Genomic DNA, 18,845 nt, shown 5'->3' on the forward strand with positions numbered 1-18,845 from the left:
TTTTTGTATTATAATAAAAACGAACGTTCGTTCGAAAGCGGGGTGAGATTTTGAAAGGTGTAAAGGAAAGGATTATGGATGCAGCAGTAGAGTTGTTTTATAAAAAAGGATTTGCCGCAACAGGAGTTAGAGAAATTGCAAAAAAAGCTGGTGTAAGCACATCAATGATTAATTATCATTTTGGTTCAAAAATGGGGATTTTGAAAGAAATAATGGAAGTTCTTTTTGAAAAGCTTATTGAGGAATTTAAAGTTACAAATCTTGATGGGAAACCGCTTGAAGAGAGGATAAGAATTGCTATTAAAGCTCTTGTAAAATCAATAAAAAACAATGAAAAGATGTTCAGAATTATGCTCATGCAAATTCCTGATGAAGAAAGTGATTTAATTGAATACAGGGCATCTAAGGTAAGGGAAATTATTTATAGCGTGTTTAAAAATCATTTTGAAGGATTTGGAGATGAAAAACATTTTGAAATTTTAGGTCCAGCATTGAGCGGTATGATTTTTTCGCATTTTATTTTAAAGGATATTATTCCCCAGGTCTCAGGAATAGAATATCCAGAAGATTTTTATGACACTTACGCAGATTATATTGCAGATTTATATCTTCATGGAGCATTAAGCATTATCAATAAAAATAAGTAAAGGGGAGATAAATATGGAAAGATATGTAGATTTTATAAGAAATCATAGAAAAGGTTTATCAATTCTTCTTGCTATAATTAATATTGTAGCGCTTATAGGGTTATTTAGAATAAGATTGAATGTTGATATGAAAACATTTCTCCCAACTGATTCTGCGTATTTAACAACATACGATGAAATAGAAAAAAAATATGATTTATCAGATCAATTAATTGTAATGTTTGAACTTAATAAAGATCCTTTAAAAGATATAAATACGTATAAAAAATTGTGGCAATTACAGAGGGAACTTGAAGAGATAGATGGTGTAAACTTTATTTCCAGTTTATTTCCAGAAAACTTACCGGGATACAATATAAAAAATGCTGATGAAATTACAGAGAACTTTATAAAAAAGATAGATTCTATTGAAATGTTTAAAGATAAGTTTTTAAGAGAGAAAAATGGGAAATACTATACGCTGTTTACTATACCATTAAAAACAGAGGACTTTAAAGTGGTTAATGAAATAGAAAAAAAACTTGAAGGTATAAATCACTACGGTGCTGGAACGGTATACTTTACAAAAAAATTATTTGATTATTTATTTAATCTTTATATTTATCTTCCGCCTCTTGCGTTTATAATAATGCTTATTATTTTCTCTTTACAATTAGGTTCTAAAAAAGCTGCATTTTTCTCTGTGATACCTGCTGGTATGGGATCGTTGTGGACATTGGGATTAATGGGATGGTATGGTAAGGAATTAACTATAGCCAGCGTTCTGGTTCCGATCTTTACCATTATTATGGGAAGTGCTGATGGAATGCATTTTTTAACGCATTATATAGAATATATAGAACGCGGTCTTAATAAAAGAACTGCTGTTATTGAAACATTAAAAAGTACCGGGATTGCAATGATTATGACAACTGTAACTACAATAATTGGCTTTATTTCAATGGTATTTATTAATTCAAATATGATGAAAGAAATGGGAATATGGACATCATTTGGTATAGGTTTTGCAGGAATTGCAACATTATATATATTGCCACTTATTATTTTTGGTAATGTTGAATTAAAAAGAAAAAGAACACATGTATTTGATGTTTCTTTTGTAAAAAAATATTGGAATATAAAAGGTGTGTATATATACATAATCTTTATTTTAATTTTTGGATATTTAATTACTAATATAACAATAAAATTTGATCAAATTTCCATGTTTAAACGATATACAAAGGTAAGAAAAGACTATGAAAAACTTAGTTCTGTTTTTGATTTTAATATTCCTATTATGGTAGATTTTGGAACAACCCGAGAACCGCTTGATAAAATATATTTAAATGAAATGGGAAGTTTAAAAGAAACGCTTAAAGATAAAATATATGATTTTACATATCCACAGGAATTTTTAGATGTAATGGGAAGGGAATTATACAATTTTAAAATGTATCCAAATGCTTTACAGATTTTAATTATGAAAAAAGGTTTGAAAAATAATCCATTATTTGATCTTGTTAAAAACAGGGATTATCTTGCAATAATAACTCCAAAGGATAATTCAGAAGAAACTTTAAAAGAAATAGAAAATGATGTATTAAAACTTAAAGATAAGAAAATATTTAAATCAATAAATATAACAGGAATGCCTTTTGTTTTCAATGAAATGAATACTACAGTATTACACAGTCAGATAAGCAGTCTTATAATTAGTGTGGTATTTGTATTTCTATCACTATTTGTCATAGTAAGAAGTTTAAAAATATCATTTTTTGGAATATTACCATTATTTGGTGCATTAATTATAGAATTTGGTGTAATGGCATTATTTAAAATTCCGCTTAATATTATAAGTGCTTTAATGTCAAACATTACAATAGGTATTGGAATTGATTATGCAATTCATATGATAGGAACATATGGATATTATAAATCTCGAAGCGAAAATCCAATTGAGGAAACATTTAATGTTGTTCAAAAACCAATTATGGCAAATGCAATAGGATTGTCTTTGGGATTGTCTATATTAAACCTTTCTCCATTTACATTCCATTCACATCTTTCAGTAATAATGTGGTTTGGTATGCTTAGTGCATCAATGTTTACATTAATATTATTACCATATTTTTTCAGGAGATTTGATATAAAATAATTAGAACCCTTCGTATGAAGGGTTCTAATTTTATTGAGGATATTATCTGAATAACTGTGTAACCTGTTGTGGTAATTGATTTGCCTGTGACAACATTGCAGTACCACTCTGGAGTAAGATTTGTTGTTTTGTATATTCTGCATATTCTTTTGCCATATCTGCATCTCTGATACGTGATTCTGCTGCTGTTAAGTTTTCTGAAGCTACTCCTAAGTTCTTAATTGTATGTTCAAGCCTATTTTGAGCGGCACCTAATTTTGCCCTGAATGCAGATACCTTATAAATAGCTGCATCAATAGCACTTACAGCAAATTCTGCGTCACTTTGAGAGTTAATCTTCAAACTACTTACAATACCAATATTATCAGCTTTCATACTTTCAAAACCTAAAGATATAACCTGACCTTCATTGGCACCAATATGATACTGAATAGGATTTACTCCATTTGCTCCTGCTGTTACAAGGCCATATACAGCTATTGCACCACCATCTATTTTTGTTCCAGAAGCAAGAGTTCCACCATAATCTGTAATTTTAGAAATCTGTGTTTTATCCCATCCAATTATAATTGATCCACTTCCTACAACAACAGTTACAGAACTCGCATTTACTGATACTATTGAAGTTGATGTATCAATTGTTCCATCTTCTTTAACCACAGTAACCTTAACATCAAGTTGACTTGTTGCTCCACCAGCAAATTGTCCAACTTCTATAATAACATTAGCATTAACGTCTATACTATTTAAATTTCCTCCACTTTTAATTTCAAAATGAGCTGAACCAGGAGAAACAAGTTTAGCTTCTGCACTTCTTGTTCCTCTAATTGAACCATCAAGAAGATTTTTTGTATTAAATTGAGTTGTCTTAGCAATTCTGTTAATTTCATTTCTTAATTCAGTGAATTCATTTTGTAATTGATCTCTATCAACATCTGTGTTAGTATCTGTAGAGGATTGAACTGCTAATTCCCTCATACGTTTTAAAATGGAATGAACTTCATCAAGCGCACCTTCAGCAGTTTGGATCATTGAAATAGCATCCTGTGCATTCCTGATAGCTGTGTTTAACCCTTTAATCTGGTTTCTCATTTTTTCTGAAATTGCAAGTCCTGCTGCGTCATCTGCTGCTCTGTTAATTCTAAGACCAGAAGAAAGCTTTTCGAGTGATTTGCTCATCTCACCTTTTACATTACTTAACGTTCTCCAGGCATTTAAAGCCTCCATGTTATGGTAGATTCTCATAAAAACTACACCTCCATGTTTTTATAATTGATTATAATATTTATTTTGTTTTGAATATTACAGAATATGGCTCACTGTCATATTTATCAGCTTTAGAATTATCAAATTCATCAACAATCTGGGAAGAATCAATTTTTATTTCCCAGGTTTGGGTTGAATCAAGAGTTATTCCTTTTAAAACACCGTAAAAACCTATTTCTTTACCTTCTGGATGATTATCCTTTAATAATGAAAACTGATAATTTTTATTTGTTTCATAAACCTTTACAGAAATAGTTAAAGAACTTCTTGTTTTAATAAATGATTCATCTATAAATTCTATATTTATTATTGGATTTGTTGTTGGCGTTGAGATGATTATATTATTTATTGTTGATATATTATTCTCAGGATCATAAGAATAAACAAGTTGATTGTCCAGGGTAACTCTATATAAATCTGGTGGTTGATCCTCTTTTACAAGAACTTCGAAATACTTTTTTACTTCAAAATTATTATCAACATCTTTAACAGAAATTTCCACCAAGTTATGACCAGATGGGAATTTATAAGAAGTAAAAACTGTATTGGTTCTTGTTTGTATAGGTTCAGATACATATTCATCTTTTCCATTTACTGAAAATGTATATACATATGTAGCTGGGTATGTATAAGCTGTTTTTAAATTAAATTTAATATTGAATTCGTTTAACTTATCTGACAGAGGGTCAACGTTTATTTCTTCTGGCATAAAATACGAAATAATTGAGCCATCACTTTTTTTCTGTTCTAAAGTATATTCAAGTTCAAAATTATTTATAACTTCAGAAATTCTAAAATACTTATAATATTTTCTGGTATATTTTGTATCTTCTTTTATAATGGTTAAATCTAATTCATAACTTCCATTTTCAAAAAACATAGTATCCGTATTTACTTCTGTACCATTTTTTGTTAAATTTAGAATTTTATAAATTCTTCCATTTTTCTTAAAAATAAATTTATATTCTAACTCATTTGAAAAATCATAATTTTTATTTACTCTTATTTTAAAAAATATAGGATCCCTGGTTGTTAATGTAGTATCATCAGTAATTAAAATATTTTTATTCATATAATCCTTTTTATATATTTCAAGAGTTGCATCAAACTCATCAAACTGCTCAACCTTTAAAGGATAAATAATTTCTGTAGAATATTCCGTAACTTCATTTATTACTGAAATATTCAGATTAATATCTCCGTCTTTAAGATAAAATGGACCATACTTAAAACTTTTTTCTGCTAACATTGTTGATTCAATAGTTGTATCTTCTGTTGAAATCTTATATGTATACGAAGCTGGTAAATCATATTTTTCATTTAAGTTTATCAATGCATATAACGGTTCATTGGTGGTTAATGTGCTATTTTTTGAAACTAAGTCTCCGTTAAAAGAATCTTTATGTAATTCAAAGGAAAAATTAAAAGTAGTATCTATATTTTTAGGGTTAATCTCAACGGTTGTTCTTCCAAAACCGTTATTTTGTGTATCATAAACTTCGACGCTAATAGTGTGTTTTTTATTTTCAAAAAACATAGGAGTTGATTCAAAGGTTTTGTTTTTTAAACTGCCACTTTCAATTAAATTAGAATCGAAGTATATTTTATATGTAAAATCGCTATTATATAATAGATTGTTGTCAAATGAAACCAGAGCTGTATAGTATCTATATGGATCATATAATTCAGTGCTATCAATAATTTCGTTGGTTTTAATATTTTTAAATTTCAAATTTGGGTTTAGTTCTTTTTGGTAGTCATAAATGTTCAAAATTAATGAATTATTGCTTTCATACGTATCTCCCCCCAACAAAAATATTCCTGTAATCTTGTATTTTCCTGCTTCATTAATTTTAAAAGAAGCAGTATATGTATATCGATCGACAGCAGTCATATTTACTGATTTTATGTTTGATGTATTATTCATATCTTCAATTTTTAATGTCGCACTTCCAATATCTGCCAGTGGAGAAGAAATTTTAAGAGTGATAGATTCATTTGCTTCTGAAACACTCTTGTTAATAACAGAAACACTTTCGCTACTATATGATATTTCCACATTAACTTCGAATTTTGCAGGTTTAGTACACCCTGAAAAAAGTAGAATAAATATAAAAACAAGAAGATATATGTTTTTTAATTTCATACGGATCCCTCCATGGAAATTCTTTCAATATATCATTCTTTGGAAAAAATTTTTTTCCTAAAAATAAGAATCCTCAAAAATAATTAATATATTATCCTGTATGTAAAAAATGAGTATTAATTCAATATTAATCTTAATTTTCACACTTTAAAATTTAAACTAAAAAGAGTATAATTAATTACCAAAGAAAATTTTATAAAGAGGTGATATGATGAATTTAAAACAACGTATTTTACTTGATTTTTTCCTTATTGTGATTATTTCTGTTATAATTGGTGTTCTTGGAATATACTCTACAAACGATATAAAAACTTCTGTAATTGAAATTGCAAGCGAAAATCTTCCAAAAGTACAAAAGATTATGTCAATTTATCAATTGCAAACCGAAATTGAAAGATCAGAAATGGCTTTATTGGGATTTACTGATCAAAAATTAAGAACAGCAGAATATGAAAAAATTTCTAAAACATGGAAGGAAATAGACAGATTAATTAGTGAATATGAACAGATAAAATTGACAGATCAGGAAAAAAAATATTGGGTAGAATATAAAAAGAAATTACAAAATTGGAAAACAGAACATGCAAATTTCATGGCATTATCAAAAAAATTAGATGAAACCAAAATATTGGATCCAAAATCATTAAAGTTAGATATAAAAACATATGAAGCAGATTTATATCGCTTTGCCTGGATGCTGGAGAAATCCATACTTGAAAATGAACCATTTAATGAAGAATTAAATCCCCACAAAAACCCATTTGGAAGATGGCTTGATAGTTACCAGACAGAAAATGATTATCTTGCAGATATGTTTAAAGATATGAAAAAATACAATTCTGGATTATTAAAAACTGCAAGTACAATAAACAGATTTTTAAAAAAGCAGGATAGTAGTAAAACACAAATGATGCAGAAAATATATAATAATGCTTTAATGCCATATTTAGATAAAATATTTGATGTTTTTGATACAATTAATAATATTTCAGATGAGGCTTTAAAGTTAAAAGATCAAATGGCATATCAAAGTTTAAATGTAGATTTACCGTTGTTTGAAGAATCCACAGCAGTATTAAAGAAAATAGTTGAATATAATAAAGCAGAAGCGGAGAAAAAAGGCGAAGATGCTCTTTCTAAATCACAAAAAGCATTGTTTATGGTTCTTACAGGGATAATTGCAGGTGTGATAGTTTCAATATTACTTGGACTTATTATAAGCTCAAATATCTCAAAAAGAATAAATATCCTTATGAAAAAGATAAAGGCCTTTGGTAAAGGTGATTTAACAGTAGACTTCTCTTTAAGTGGAAAAGATGAAATTGCACAGATGGCAAATTCTCTTGCAGTAATGGCAAAAGATTTAAGAAAATCCATGCAATTAATATCTGAATCATCCAATAAATTGGCTTTATCAGCTGACGCTTTGGCTTCAGTTTCCGAAGAACAAAATGCTATTTCTGAAGATTTACAGTCTCAATCCAGAATAATTGAAAGTAACACAGATGATGCATCAGCGTCTGTTGAAGAAGTATCATCAGGTGTTGAAGAAATCGCGGATTCAGCTCATTTGATTTCGCAAAGTGCAGAAGAGTTAGCGTTTAAAGCTACTGAAACATCAGAAGCAGCTAAAAATGGTGAAAAATCTGTAGAAAAAATTGTAGAAATAGTAGAAAAAGCAGTTGAAGAATCGAAAGTTACACAGGAAAAAGTACAGGCTTTGTCTGAAAAAGCTCAAAATATTGGAAATATTGTAGAAACAATAACAAAAATTACAGAACAGACAAATCTATTGGCATTAAATGCTGCAATAGAAGCTGCAAGAGCTGGTGAGGCTGGAAAAGGATTTGCGGTAGTTGCAGATGAAATTAGAAAATTGGCAGAACAGAGTAAATCTGCAACTGAAGAAATTGCAAAGATACTTATATCAGTAAAAGAAGGAGCTCAGGATGCAAATGAAGCTATGAACGATATAGCAAAGGTAATTAAAGATATTGATATTGAATCCGAAAATGTTTTTGAACAATTTAAAGCAATTCATGAAAAGGTTGAAGATATAAATATGAAAGTTCATGAATTATCCTCGGGAGCAGAAGAACAGAGTGCATCAACAGAAGAAATGGCTGCTGCTATGGATAGAATTTCTGGAGTTATAGATGAAATTTCTCAGCAGGTAAAACATATGGTTTCCGCGATTGAACAACAAACAGAAAGTTCAAGACAGGTAAATGAAGCAGCAGAAGAAAGTAATAAATTATCGCAATCATTGATGGAACTTATTAAAAAATTTAAAATATAAATAATAAAAGGGCATGCAAATCGCATGCCCTTTTATTATAAATTTATAACCTCTAAATTTACAGGAACCTCTTTTGAACGATAAATTTTAAAATAAAAATACATTAAATCTGGAAACTTTTTAAATCTCTTTGGTTCTCTTATCATTCTATATAACCATTCAAGACCGAATAATTGGAAAAATCTTGGAGCTCTTGAAACCTTTCCGGAAATTACATCTATACTACCGCCTACACCCATTGCTAATTTAACATTTAATCTATGTAAGTTCTTATATATAAATTCTTCCTGTTTTGGAACACCCATACCAACAAATAAAACCTCGGCACCACTATTATTAATCATATCGATAATATCTTCTGTTTCATTATCTTTAAAATATCCGTGATGTGTTCCAACAATAGAAATATTTTCAAATCTTTTTTCAAGGTTTTCCTTTGCTTTTTCAGCTATCCCTGGCTCTGAACCAAGTAAAAATATGTTATGTTTTTGCCATTCGCAGATTTTAAGCATTGTATCAATTCCTGGACAGCGCTCTGTATGATATCCCCATTTTTCAAGATATTTTACAACACCTATGCCGTCAGGAATAGAAATGGTTGAATTTTGCAATTCATACTTATATTCATTATTTTTGAAATATTCAAGAAACATAAGAGCATTTAAGGTCACTATCCAGACCTTTTCATCTGTTTCCATTTTATGCTTTATAAAATTCCACATATCTTCTTTTTTCCCCGATAACAATCTAAGACCAAACAACTGAACCATTTGAGTCACTATATTCCCACCTTTATGTTTTTTAATAAACGCTTCTATTTATTTTTTCTTTATCTTTACCTATAATACCTATAAATTACATTAATATGTGTTAAAATATTTTATGCATTTCTGTTTTTATTTTACCATAATAAATGATTAAAATATTGATAGGATTGTTAAAATTACAATAATAATGGAGGTTGAGCATATGGCAGAAAAAAGTGCTATAGATAAATTTATAGACAAGACATTAAGCGAAACATTTCCTGAAGAACTGCCTCTGATCCCTACCAGGGCTAAATTTGTTGTATTTCCAAACTCAATAATACCAATGATAATAGGAAGAAAAAAATCAATAGCTGCTCTGGAAGAATCGCTTGAAAAGTATAACAATTTAATGTTCTTTGTTTCTCAAAAAGATATAGAATTAGAAGAGCCAACAATAGATGATTTTTATAGAATAGGTACTATAGGAAAAGTTGTTCAAATAATTAGGGGACCTGAAGGAGAATATAAAGTTCTTGTTGAAGGACTTAAAAGAGCAGAAATAAAGGAATTTACAGAATTTGATGAAGTAATAAAATGTAAAATTAAACCACTAAATGTTTCATATAAAAAAACAAAGGTTTTAGAAGCTCTTGTTAGAAGAGTAAAATCATTATTTGAAAAGTATATCAGTCATACAAAGAAATTTCCACAGGAAGCTATAATGATTATAGAAGAAACAGAGGATCCAGAAGTAATAAGTGACTTAGTAGCTTCTGTATTGCCAATAGAACATACTGAAAAACAGGAAATTCTTGAAGAGTTACATCCTAAAAAAAGGCTTGAAATGATACTTGAAATTTTAACTCAGGAAGTTGAATTACTGGAAATAGAAGAAACAATTGAAAGTAAAGTGCGTGAGAAAATAGAAAAAGGTCAGAAGGAATTTTATTTAAGAGAAAAACTTAAAGTAATACAGGAAGAATTAACCGGTGAAGCGGAAAATGAATTTACATTATTAAAAGAAAAGATAAAAAAATTAAAAGCACCTGAATATGTAAAAGAAAAAGCGGAATACGAGCTCTCAAGGTTAGAGAAAATGTCACCATTTTCGCCTGAAGCTAATGTTTCAAGAACATATATAGATTGGTTGCTGGAATTGCCATGGGAACAGAAAACGAGAGATAGATTAAACATAAAAGAAGCAGAAAAATTATTAAACAAAAATCATTATGGCCTTAAAGAGCCAAAAGAGAGAATTTTGGAATTTTTAGCAGTTAGAAAATTATCAAAAAAACCACGTTCTCCAATATTATGTTTTGTTGGGGCTCCTGGTGTTGGAAAGACCTCATTAGGTAAATCTGTAGCGGAAGCTTTGGGAAGAAAATTTGGAAGAATTTCGCTTGGTGGAATGAGAGATGAAGCTGAAATTAGAGGTCACAGAAGAACATATGTTGGAGCTATGCCGGGAAGAATAATACAATTAATAAAAAAACTTGGTGTAAAAAATCCAGTAATAGTACTTGATGAAATAGACAAAATGGGAATCTCATATCAGGGAGATCCAGCTTCTGCTTTATTAGAAGTACTTGATCCGGAACAAAATAATGCTTTTGTAGATCATTATCTTGAAATACCCTTTGATCTTTCTGAAATAATATTTATTACAACTGCAAATGTATTACATACTATACCAGGTGCTTTAAGAGATAGAATGGAAATTATACAGATTCCAGGATATACAGATGCAGAAAAATATTATATCGCCAAAGATTATATTATTCCAAAGCTACTTAAAGAACATGGAATAGAAAAAACTCAGATAAAAATAACAAAAGGTGCTTTACAAAAAATAATTTCAGAATACACAAGAGAATCTGGGGTTCGTTCCCTTGAAAGAATATTGGCAAAACTAATGAGAAAAGTAGCCTTAAAATTAGCAGAAGGTGAAAAAAGTGTTCATGTAAAAATAAATAATGTCAAAGAGTTATTGGGAACACCTCCATATTTCAGATCAGATAAACTTGAAAAACCAGAAGTTGGTGTAGCAACAGGTATGGCATGGACAGCATATGGAGGAGAAATTTTACAGGTAGAAACATTAATTACATCAGGGAAGGGAAAGTTAATAATAACAGGAAAACTTGGAGATGTAATGAAAGAATCTGCACAAATAGCTTTGACGTTGTCTAAAAAAATCATAGAAAAAAAAGATGAAAGTTTATTGGAAAAATTTGAGAAATGTGATTTTCATATACATGTTCCAGAAGGAGCAGTTCCAAAAGACGGTCCATCAGCCGGGGTAACTTTAACAACTTCTATAATATCCTCTATTCTAAATATACCTATTAGAAATGATGTTGCCATGACAGGTGAAATTACCTTAATGGGAAAAGTATTACCAGTTGGAGGAATAAAAGAAAAACTTTTATCTGCATATAGAAGTGGAATTACAAACATAATAATTCCAAAGCATAATGAAAAGGATCTGGAAAAAATTCCAGAAGAAATATTAGAAAAACTCAAAGTTTATAAAGTGGAGAATATAAATGAGGTGTTAAAAATAGCCTTAATGGAGGGATAGGAATGTTTAAAAAAATTGAGCTGGTAAAAACAGCCTATACGAAAGGTGATTATCCACCAATATTAAATGCGGAAATAGCCTTTGCCGGACGTTCAAATGTTGGAAAATCCAGTTTATTAAATAAATTATTTGGAATTAAAATTGCAAAAATCAGTTCCAATCCTGGTAAAACAAGATCCATAAATTTCTATAATGTTGATAATAAAGGCTATCTTGTAGATTTACCGGGATATGGATTTGCTAACGTTTCAAAATCCGAAAAGAAAAAATGGGCAGATTTAATGGAGGATTACTTTAAAAACAGATATTCATTACAAATGGTATTCCTTCTAATTGATCATAGACATGAACCGCAAAAAAAAGATATAGAAATGATACAATGGTTAAAGGAACTCGAAATTCCATTTATGATTGTTTTAACAAAACTGGATAAATTAAAGAAAAACGAAAGAGTAAAACAGTTAAACCTTATAAAATCCCATTTGTCAAAATATGGGGATTATATATACTTCCCTGTTTCATCCAAAACAGGAGAAGGTATTGGACAGCTAAAAAATGAAATAATAAAGTTTTTAAAATAAAGAAATCTCTCGAATTTTCGAGAGATTTCTTTATTTTATAGTACATATTTCCAAATTTGCTTAAAAATCGTCAAATTTATTGAATAAATTCTATCATTAGTAAAAATATAGAGTATGCTTGAGTATGAGTGAGTATGTTTGAGTATGCGAATTTGACTATATGAAAGAAATTTCATAAAATTAATATGTAAAGGTTTTGTTGAGAAATTATTCATAAAAATTTTAAAGGGAGGCCTAAAACATGTATAGAGTAGCTTTATGGGGATTTGGCGCTATGGGTAGCGGAATTGCAAAAAATATTTTATCAAAGTATGAATTGGAATTGGTAGGTGTTCATGACACAAGATATGTTGGAAAAGATGTAGGAGAATTATTGGGAATTGGAAATATCAATATACCTGTTTATGACACACCAGAAAAAATGTTAGATGAAACAAATCCAGATTTAGTTGTAATTGCTACAAACTCATTTGTTAAAGTTGTGAAAGAACATATCATAACTGCTGTAAAAAGACATATTAATGTAATTACAATTGCAGAAGAAATGGCATATCCATTCTATACACATCCAGAAGAAGCAGAAGAAATGGATAGTCTTGCAAGAAGATATGGAGTTTCTGTTTTAGGAACAGGTATAAATCCTGGTTTTGTTCTTGATACATTAATTCTTGCATTGTCAGGTGCAGCATTAAATGTTGAACAAATAAAGGCTGCAAGAATTAATGATTTATCACCATTTGGTCCAACAGTTATGGAAACTCAGGGTGTTGGAACAACAGTTGAAGAATTCGAAGAAGGTTTAAAATCAGGAAAAATCGTAGGACATATTGGTTTTGAACAATCAATTTATATGATTGCAGACGCCTTAGGTTGGAATATAGACAAAATTGAACAGACAAGAGAACCAATAATTTCAAATGTTTTAAGGGAAACAAAATATGTAAAGGTTGAACCAGGAATGGTTGCAGGATGTAATCATGTTGCAAGAGCATATATGGGAGATAAACTCGTTATTGAATTAAAACATCCACAACAGGTAAGACCTGAATTGGAAAATGTAGATACAGGAGATTATATTGAAATTATAGGAGATCCTAACCTTAACTTAGCAATAAAACCAGAAATACCTGGTGGAAAAGGAACAATTGCTGTTGCTACAAATATGATTCCTTCAGTAATTGAAGCAGAATCAGGATTATTATCAATGGCAGATTTACCAGTTCCAAGATCATTAATAGGTGATCTTACAATATAAGCTCATAAGGAGTTGATACAATGATAGCCAGAAAAGGCGATTGGGTTCAAATATATTTTGTAGGATTAAATCCACAGCAAAGAGCTGCTAATCTTCCAGAGGACACAAAACGTGTTCCTCTGGAAATTAGAATAAAAGGTTTTCTGTTAAATGATGAAGCTAATATTGGAGATATTGTAAAGATAGAAACGCCAGTTGGAAGAGAAGTTGAAGGGAAATTGGAAGAAATATATCCTGAATATAAACACAACTTTGGAAAACCTGTAAAAGAACTTTTAGAAGTGGGAAAGCAATTAAGAAATATGATCGAAGGTGATCAGCAATGAGAGATATGAGTTATGATGCAGTAATGGCAAGAAAAAATGAAATAATGAAACAATCAGTAGGAGTAGATTATACAAAATACGAAATAGAGGGAATAGCCTTTGATTATGAAGCAATGATGAAAGATGCTGGATATTCAATTGAAGAAATAAGAAAAATACAGCTTGAAACAGGTGTTGGAAACACACCTCTTGTAGAATTAAAGAATATAAATAAATTAATAAAACAAATAGCTCCTAAAGGAAAAGGTGCAAGAATATTTGTAAAGGATGAAGCAACAAATCCATCAGGCTCGTTTAAAGACAGAAGAGCATCTGTTAGTGCATACAGAGCAAAAGTTATGGGATACAAAGGAGTAATGGCTGCTACAAGCGGTAATTATGGTGCAGCAGTTGCATCTCAGGCTTCAAAAAGAGGATTAAAATCAATAATTGTTCAAGAATGTTTTGACAGCAGAGGAATTGGACAACCAGAAATCCTTGAAAAAGCAAGAGCATGTGAAGCATATGGTGCAGAAGTTGTGCAATTAAGTGTTGGACCCGAACTCTTTTACTATTTCCTCGTTCTCCTTGAAGAAACGGGGTATTTTAATGCTTCACTTTATACACCATTTGGTATAGCTGGTGTTGAAACATTGGGATATGAAATAGCAGAACAATCAATGAATCAATTTGGAAAGTATCCTGATGCTGTTGTTATTACTCATGCTGGTGGTGGTAATGTAACAGGAACAGCCAGAGGATTGAAAAAAGCTGGTGCTGTTAATACAAAAATTATAGGTGCCAGTGTGGATCTTCATGGATTGCATATGGCATCAGATACAGACTTTAACAAAAAATCATTTACAACAGGTCATACAGGATTTGGAATACCATTTGCAACATTTCCGGATAGATCAGATGTTCCAAGAAATGCCGCAAGACCTTTGAGATATATGGATGAATATGTGCTTGTAACTCAGGGTGAAGTCTTCTATATTACAGAAATGCTTGCAAATATAGAAGGTATGCAGAGAGGACCTGCCGGGAACACATCATTAGCTGCTGCATTTGCATTGGCAATGGAAATGGAAGAAGACCAGATAATTGTTGTAAACGAAACAGAATATACAGGTGCAGGTAAATTGCCTTCAGCACAGCTTACATTTGCAAAGGAAAATGGTATTGAAATAAAATTTGGAGATCCAATTGAAGAGGATAAACCAGGTAAAAACATAGTATTGCCTGATCATCCATCAAAATTAAAGGTAATAAAATATCCAATAGAAAAAATGAGAAAATCATATATAAAAGAATTAAAAAAGAGATTTGGAAAAACAGAATTTACAGAAAAGGAAATTGAATTTATTGCAGAAGATTTGAGGATTTCTACAGAAGAAGTGAAAAACCTTATTAAGGAGGTATTGAGCTAATGGAACCAAGAAAATCAGATTTTGAAGAAAGAGCAAAACATTTAATGAATATGTCCGATGAGGAATTAGATAAATATTTCTGGGATCTTGTTGAAAAAGTAGTAGATCCTCTAATTGAATTAGCTTCAACACATACATCACCATCTGTTGAAAGATCTGTATTATTGAGAATGGGTTTTAACAGTATGGAAGCAAAAGCATTAGTTGATAAATTCTTTGAAAAGAATATACTTGGCAAAGGTGCTGGAAATATTGTATATACAATAGCCAAAGAACATAATATTGATTATATACAGGCAGGAAGAGACTTAATTGCAGGAAAATACTGGGACGATGTGGATAGAATTTTTATTCATGGAGGCGATAAATGATGAAATTAGAGCCTAACAAAAAATTAAACGTAGAAGAAATATTAAAGGATTTAGATAAATACAGACCTAAAAGAAAAGGCTGGACATGGAGAAAAAAATTACCTCCAAGAACAAAAATAGGAGAATTTGAATATTATGAAGTAAGCGAACCTCTAAAAAACTTCGTTGCATTGCCAGCAGCACATTATTTCAACAATATTGATCCACAACCACAGGAAGTAATTACATCAGAAATTGCTTCAGGTAGATTTGAAGAAGATATAAGAAGAATGAGAATGGCTGCATGGCATGGTGCAGACCATATTATGGTTATTAGAACATTAGGTCAAAGTCATATGGACGGTTTAATTGAAGGAACACCAGAAGGTATTGGTGGTATACCAATTACGAGAAAACAATTAAGAGCTTCAAGAAAGGCTCTTGACTTAATAGAAGAAGAAGTTGGAAGACCTATAAACTTCCACAGTTATGTTTCTGGTGTTGCAGGTCCGGAAGTTGCTGTATTATTTGCTGAAGAAGGTGTAAACGGAGCTCATCAGGATCCACAATACAACGTATTATACAGAGGCATTAATATGATCAGATCATTTGTTGATGCTGCTGTTGCAAAAAAGATTATGGCATCGGTTGATATGCTTCAAATTGACGGAGCTCACAATGCAAATGCATCAGCAAAATTTGCATGGAAGGTTATGCCAGAATTGTTGGTACAACATGCAATTAACTCATTATACTCAGTAAAGGCTGGAATGAAAAAAGAAAATATCGCTTTATCCACAGTTCCACCAATAGTTTCACCAACACCAGAATTTAGATTAAACTTCGTATATGCAATAACAATAAGGGAATTATTCAAAGATTATAAATTCAGGGCACAAATGAATACAAGATATATAGAATCCGACCTCTTTGACGCAACAAGAATACACGTATTGGATACATTAATTTCCAGATTAACAAAGGCAGATATACAATCAACAATTACACCAGATGAAGGAAGAAACGTTCCATGGCACATTAACTCTATCCGTGGCGTAGAAACTGCAAAACACACATTAATTGCTTTAGACGGCATTAAAGAAATGGTTCAGATTAACTGGGATAATGTAAGAGACAAAGTTAGAGAATTAAAGATGAGAGCTATATTAATGCTCGAAGAAATAATTGAAATGGGCGGATACTTTGAAGCTGTTGAAAATGGAATGTTCGTTGACAATGGCGAATATCCAGAAAGAATGGGCGATGGTATTGTAAGAAAGAAAGATGGAGGAATTGGAGCAGGTTCTGTTGTTCCAAGAGACAAAGACTACATGGCACCTGTATGTCACCACTTTGGTTATAACAACCTTCCAGAAGGTCTTGAAAAGCCATGTGACTTAATTGGTGGATGTACATTATGTAATCCTGATAAGATTCAATACATAGACGAACTTGATGAAGAGGATAATGTATATAAGAGACTTGAAAAAATAAGGGAATACAGAGAAAATAACTTAATCAAACCAGAAGTAGAATGGAGTTATGACGGTTACATTCAGCTTGATATGACAATTCCTGAATCACCAGAATATGCAGAAGCAGCCGCTCTTGAAATCTGTAAGAGAATGGGACTTGAAGACGCACAGGTTATTGCAAAAACAGTTCTTCACCCAACAGAAGGAACATATCTTGAGTTAAAGGCAAAAGTACCATTTGCTATTAAGAAGGACGAACTTGTATTGCCTAAAAAAGCAGAAGTAATGTCAGATGATGAATTATTTGAATTCTTTGCTAAAAACAAGGTAAAGGTTGTAGCTGGTACAGTTGGTAATGATGAACACAATGTTGGTATCAGGGAAATTCTCGATATTAAACATGGCGGTATAGAAAAATACGGTATAAAATATGAATATCTTGGAACAAGTGTTCCACCAGAAAAATTAATAGATGCTGCAATTGAATTTGGCGCACAGGCTGTACTTGCTTCAATGATTGTTACACATAATGATGTACATGTTGAAAACATGAAAAAATTGCATCAATTAGCAATAGAAAAAGGTGTAAGGGATAAATTGTTATTAATAGTTGGAGGAACACAGCTAAATGACGATTTAGCAAAAGAAAATGGAATGGACGCAGGATTTGGAAGAGGAACAAAAGGAGCTCATGTTGCAACATTCATTGCAAAGAAATTAAAAGAAAAAATGGAAGAATAATATAAAACCCCTCTGCACCACTGCAGAGGGGTTGTTTTTTTCTGTAATTTTCAAAATAACAACCTATTTTTTATCATTTCTTTTATTATTTTCATTTTTTAATGGCAATTTCATTACTATATAAGATAATTTTATTATCGCAACCAATATTACAATTGAAAAGAGCAAATTCAAAATATTTATAAAACTTGTAAAATTAAAGTCCATTATACTCCCCCCTAATAATTTATTTTATACGTTCCTGAAACACTTACATCATATGAATAAAGTTTTATTAAATTTTGTATTAGCAAATATAAATTTACAGTTCCACTTCCTCTCAAAGTTGCGGATTGCTTATCCGAACTTATTTCTACAGAAGCTTTTGGATATTCTAATTTTGCTGCTAAGGTCCATCCGGTTAAAGAACATCTTTCATTTGAGTAACTTAAAATTTCTCCAAATGAACCATCTTTAAAAATTTTTAAGTCTGCCATTACATTAAAATATATATTTGCGATATTAAGATTATTCTTAGTTATTTTTTTTGAAAATTTAGCAGTATAATAAGAAGTATATCCTTTTGTAGTTAGTTTATTTGTCAATTCAAATCTAACATTACTTTTATTCAAATTTGTTTTTGAAATTTCTTTAAGCAAATATTCCAATTCAAAAGAATTTTCTACTTTAATCGGTATAATGTTTTTTGGAATTTCATCTTTTTTTATAGTTTTTAAATTATATCTATTTGAAATTTCATCTATTCTCTTCATTTCATCAATTTCATTATTTGTTATACAAGAAGCAAAAAATAATATAAACATAAATGAAACCAACACAATTATTAATTTTTTCACAAAAAAAACACTTCCGTACAAAGATTACCAAAAATACGTTTATTCAT

Annotated in this window: 15 protein-coding genes; 10 read left to right on the forward strand and 5 right to left on the reverse strand. The window is 30.4% G+C overall.

All coding sequences use genetic code 11. From position 1 onward, the window contains the following. Positions 1-50 precede the first annotated feature (50 nt). Positions 51-647: a TetR/AcrR family transcriptional regulator gene (locus tag XO10_RS07570; protein ID WP_175418438.1), complete on the forward strand. Its 597-nt coding sequence runs from the start codon at positions 51-53 to the stop codon at positions 645-647. Positions 648-660: 13 nt separating this feature from the next. Then, the gene (locus XO10_RS07575) at positions 661-2,784 is read left to right on the forward strand and encodes an RND family transporter (RefSeq protein ID WP_175418439.1); all 2,124 of its coding nucleotides are present in this window, start codon (positions 661-663) and stop codon (positions 2,782-2,784) included. 42 nt (positions 2,785-2,826) lie between these two features. Here XO10_RS07575 and XO10_RS07580 read toward each other — a convergent pair whose 3' ends face one another. Together XO10_RS07580 and XO10_RS07585 are read right to left on the reverse strand one after the other, a co-directional pair. Continuing rightward, positions 2,827-4,029 carry a flagellin gene (locus XO10_RS07580; protein WP_175418440.1) on the reverse strand — a complete coding sequence of 401 codons (1,203 nt, stop codon included), beginning with the start codon at positions 4,027-4,029 and terminating at the stop codon, positions 2,827-2,829. A gap of 40 nt (positions 4,030-4,069) precedes the next feature. Then, positions 4,070-6,196 carry a hypothetical protein gene (locus XO10_RS07585; protein WP_175421362.1) on the reverse strand — a complete coding sequence of 709 codons (2,127 nt, stop codon included), beginning with the start codon at positions 6,194-6,196 and terminating at the stop codon, positions 4,070-4,072. Between the two features lie 211 nt (positions 6,197-6,407). Between XO10_RS07585 and XO10_RS07590 the strand changes: the two genes are divergently transcribed. Beyond that, complete coding sequence (locus XO10_RS07590; protein ID WP_175421363.1) at positions 6,408-8,495, forward strand: methyl-accepting chemotaxis protein; 2,088 nt, start codon at positions 6,408-6,410, stop codon at positions 8,493-8,495. A 35-nt stretch (positions 8,496-8,530) separates the two neighbouring features. Here the strand turns inward: XO10_RS07590 and XO10_RS07595 are convergent, their stop codons facing one another. Further along, complete coding sequence (locus tag XO10_RS07595) at positions 8,531-9,265, reverse strand: WecB/TagA/CpsF family glycosyltransferase (RefSeq protein ID WP_041639012.1); 735 nt, start codon at positions 9,263-9,265, stop codon at positions 8,531-8,533. A 199-nt stretch (positions 9,266-9,464) separates the two neighbouring features. Between XO10_RS07595 and lon the strand changes: the two genes are divergently transcribed. The 7 genes from lon (at position 9,465) to oraE (ending at position 17,962) form a co-directional block, all read left to right on the forward strand. Beyond that, positions 9,465-11,825: an endopeptidase La gene (gene lon, locus XO10_RS07600; RefSeq protein WP_175421364.1), complete on the forward strand. Its 2,361-nt coding sequence runs from the start codon at positions 9,465-9,467 to the stop codon at positions 11,823-11,825. A 2-nt stretch (positions 11,826-11,827) separates the two neighbouring features. Beyond that, positions 11,828-12,406: a ribosome biogenesis GTP-binding protein YihA/YsxC gene (yihA, locus tag XO10_RS07605; protein ID WP_014296997.1), complete on the forward strand. Its 579-nt coding sequence runs from the start codon at positions 11,828-11,830 to the stop codon at positions 12,404-12,406. Between the two features lie 241 nt (positions 12,407-12,647). Continuing rightward, on the forward strand, positions 12,648-13,661 hold the full coding sequence (ord, locus tag XO10_RS07610) for a 2,4-diaminopentanoate dehydrogenase (RefSeq protein ID WP_014296998.1): 1,014 nt from the start codon (positions 12,648-12,650) through the stop codon (positions 13,659-13,661). A gap of 20 nt (positions 13,662-13,681) precedes the next feature. Next, positions 13,682-13,987, forward strand: a complete 306-nt coding sequence (ortA, locus tag XO10_RS07615) for a 2-amino-4-oxopentanoate thiolase subunit OrtA (protein ID WP_014296999.1) — start codon at positions 13,682-13,684, stop codon at positions 13,985-13,987. Next, entirely contained in the window at positions 13,984-15,396 is a 1,413-nt protein-coding gene (ortB, locus tag XO10_RS07620; RefSeq protein ID WP_014297000.1) for a 2-amino-4-oxopentanoate thiolase subunit OrtB, read from the forward strand. The genes ortA and ortB overlap by 4 nt, the downstream gene beginning before the upstream one ends. Then, a complete protein-coding gene (locus XO10_RS07625; RefSeq protein ID WP_014297001.1) occupies positions 15,396-15,767 on the forward strand; it encodes an ornithine aminomutase subunit alpha in 372 nt (123 codons plus the stop codon). Before ortB ends, XO10_RS07625 begins: the two co-directional genes overlap by 1 nt. Further along, on the forward strand, positions 15,767-17,962 hold the full coding sequence (gene oraE, locus XO10_RS07630) for a D-ornithine 4,5-aminomutase subunit OraE (protein ID WP_041639013.1): 2,196 nt from the start codon (positions 15,767-15,769) through the stop codon (positions 17,960-17,962). Before XO10_RS07625 ends, oraE begins: the two co-directional genes overlap by 1 nt. A 63-nt stretch (positions 17,963-18,025) precedes the next feature. On the opposite strand, the gene XO10_RS07635 is transcribed toward oraE, so the two are convergent. Both XO10_RS07635 and XO10_RS07640 read right to left on the reverse strand, forming a co-directional pair. Further along, positions 18,026-18,169: a hypothetical protein gene (locus XO10_RS07635; protein WP_014297003.1), complete on the reverse strand. Its 144-nt coding sequence runs from the start codon at positions 18,167-18,169 to the stop codon at positions 18,026-18,028. Positions 18,170-18,180: 11 nt separating this feature from the next. Then, the gene (locus XO10_RS07640) at positions 18,181-18,798 is read right to left on the reverse strand and encodes a hypothetical protein (RefSeq protein ID WP_014297004.1); all 618 of its coding nucleotides are present in this window, start codon (positions 18,796-18,798) and stop codon (positions 18,181-18,183) included. Positions 18,799-18,845 lie beyond the last annotated feature (47 nt).

Source organism: Marinitoga sp. 1135, from assembly GCF_013363245.1.
GTDB lineage: Bacteria > Thermotogota > Thermotogae > Petrotogales > Petrotogaceae > Marinitoga > Marinitoga piezophila.

Coding starts and splice junctions, on each gene's coding strand:
- XO10_RS07575 (WP_175418439.1), top strand. CDS start 661: ATGGAAAGATATGTAGATTTTATAAGAAATCATAGAAAAGGTTTATCA.
- ord (WP_014296998.1), top strand. CDS start 12,648: ATGTATAGAGTAGCTTTATGGGGATTTGGCGCTATGGGTAGCGGAATT.
- yihA (WP_014296997.1), top strand. CDS start 11,828: ATGTTTAAAAAAATTGAGCTGGTAAAAACAGCCTATACGAAAGGTGAT.
- XO10_RS07585 (WP_175421362.1), bottom strand. CDS start 6,196: ATGAAATTAAAAAACATATATCTTCTTGTTTTTATATTTATTCTACTT.
- XO10_RS07595 (WP_041639012.1), bottom strand. CDS start 9,265: ATGGTTCAGTTGTTTGGTCTTAGATTGTTATCGGGGAAAAAAGAAGAT.
- lon (WP_175421364.1), top strand. CDS start 9,465: ATGGCAGAAAAAAGTGCTATAGATAAATTTATAGACAAGACATTAAGC.
- ortB (WP_014297000.1), top strand. CDS start 13,984: ATGAGAGATATGAGTTATGATGCAGTAATGGCAAGAAAAAATGAAATA.
- XO10_RS07580 (WP_175418440.1), bottom strand. CDS start 4,029: ATGAGAATCTACCATAACATGGAGGCTTTAAATGCCTGGAGAACGTTA.
- XO10_RS07590 (WP_175421363.1), top strand. CDS start 6,408: ATGAATTTAAAACAACGTATTTTACTTGATTTTTTCCTTATTGTGATT.
- ortA (WP_014296999.1), top strand. CDS start 13,682: ATGATAGCCAGAAAAGGCGATTGGGTTCAAATATATTTTGTAGGATTA.
- XO10_RS07635 (WP_014297003.1), bottom strand. CDS start 18,169: ATGGACTTTAATTTTACAAGTTTTATAAATATTTTGAATTTGCTCTTT.
- oraE (WP_041639013.1), top strand. CDS start 15,767: ATGAAATTAGAGCCTAACAAAAAATTAAACGTAGAAGAAATATTAAAG.
- XO10_RS07625 (WP_014297001.1), top strand. CDS start 15,396: ATGGAACCAAGAAAATCAGATTTTGAAGAAAGAGCAAAACATTTAATG.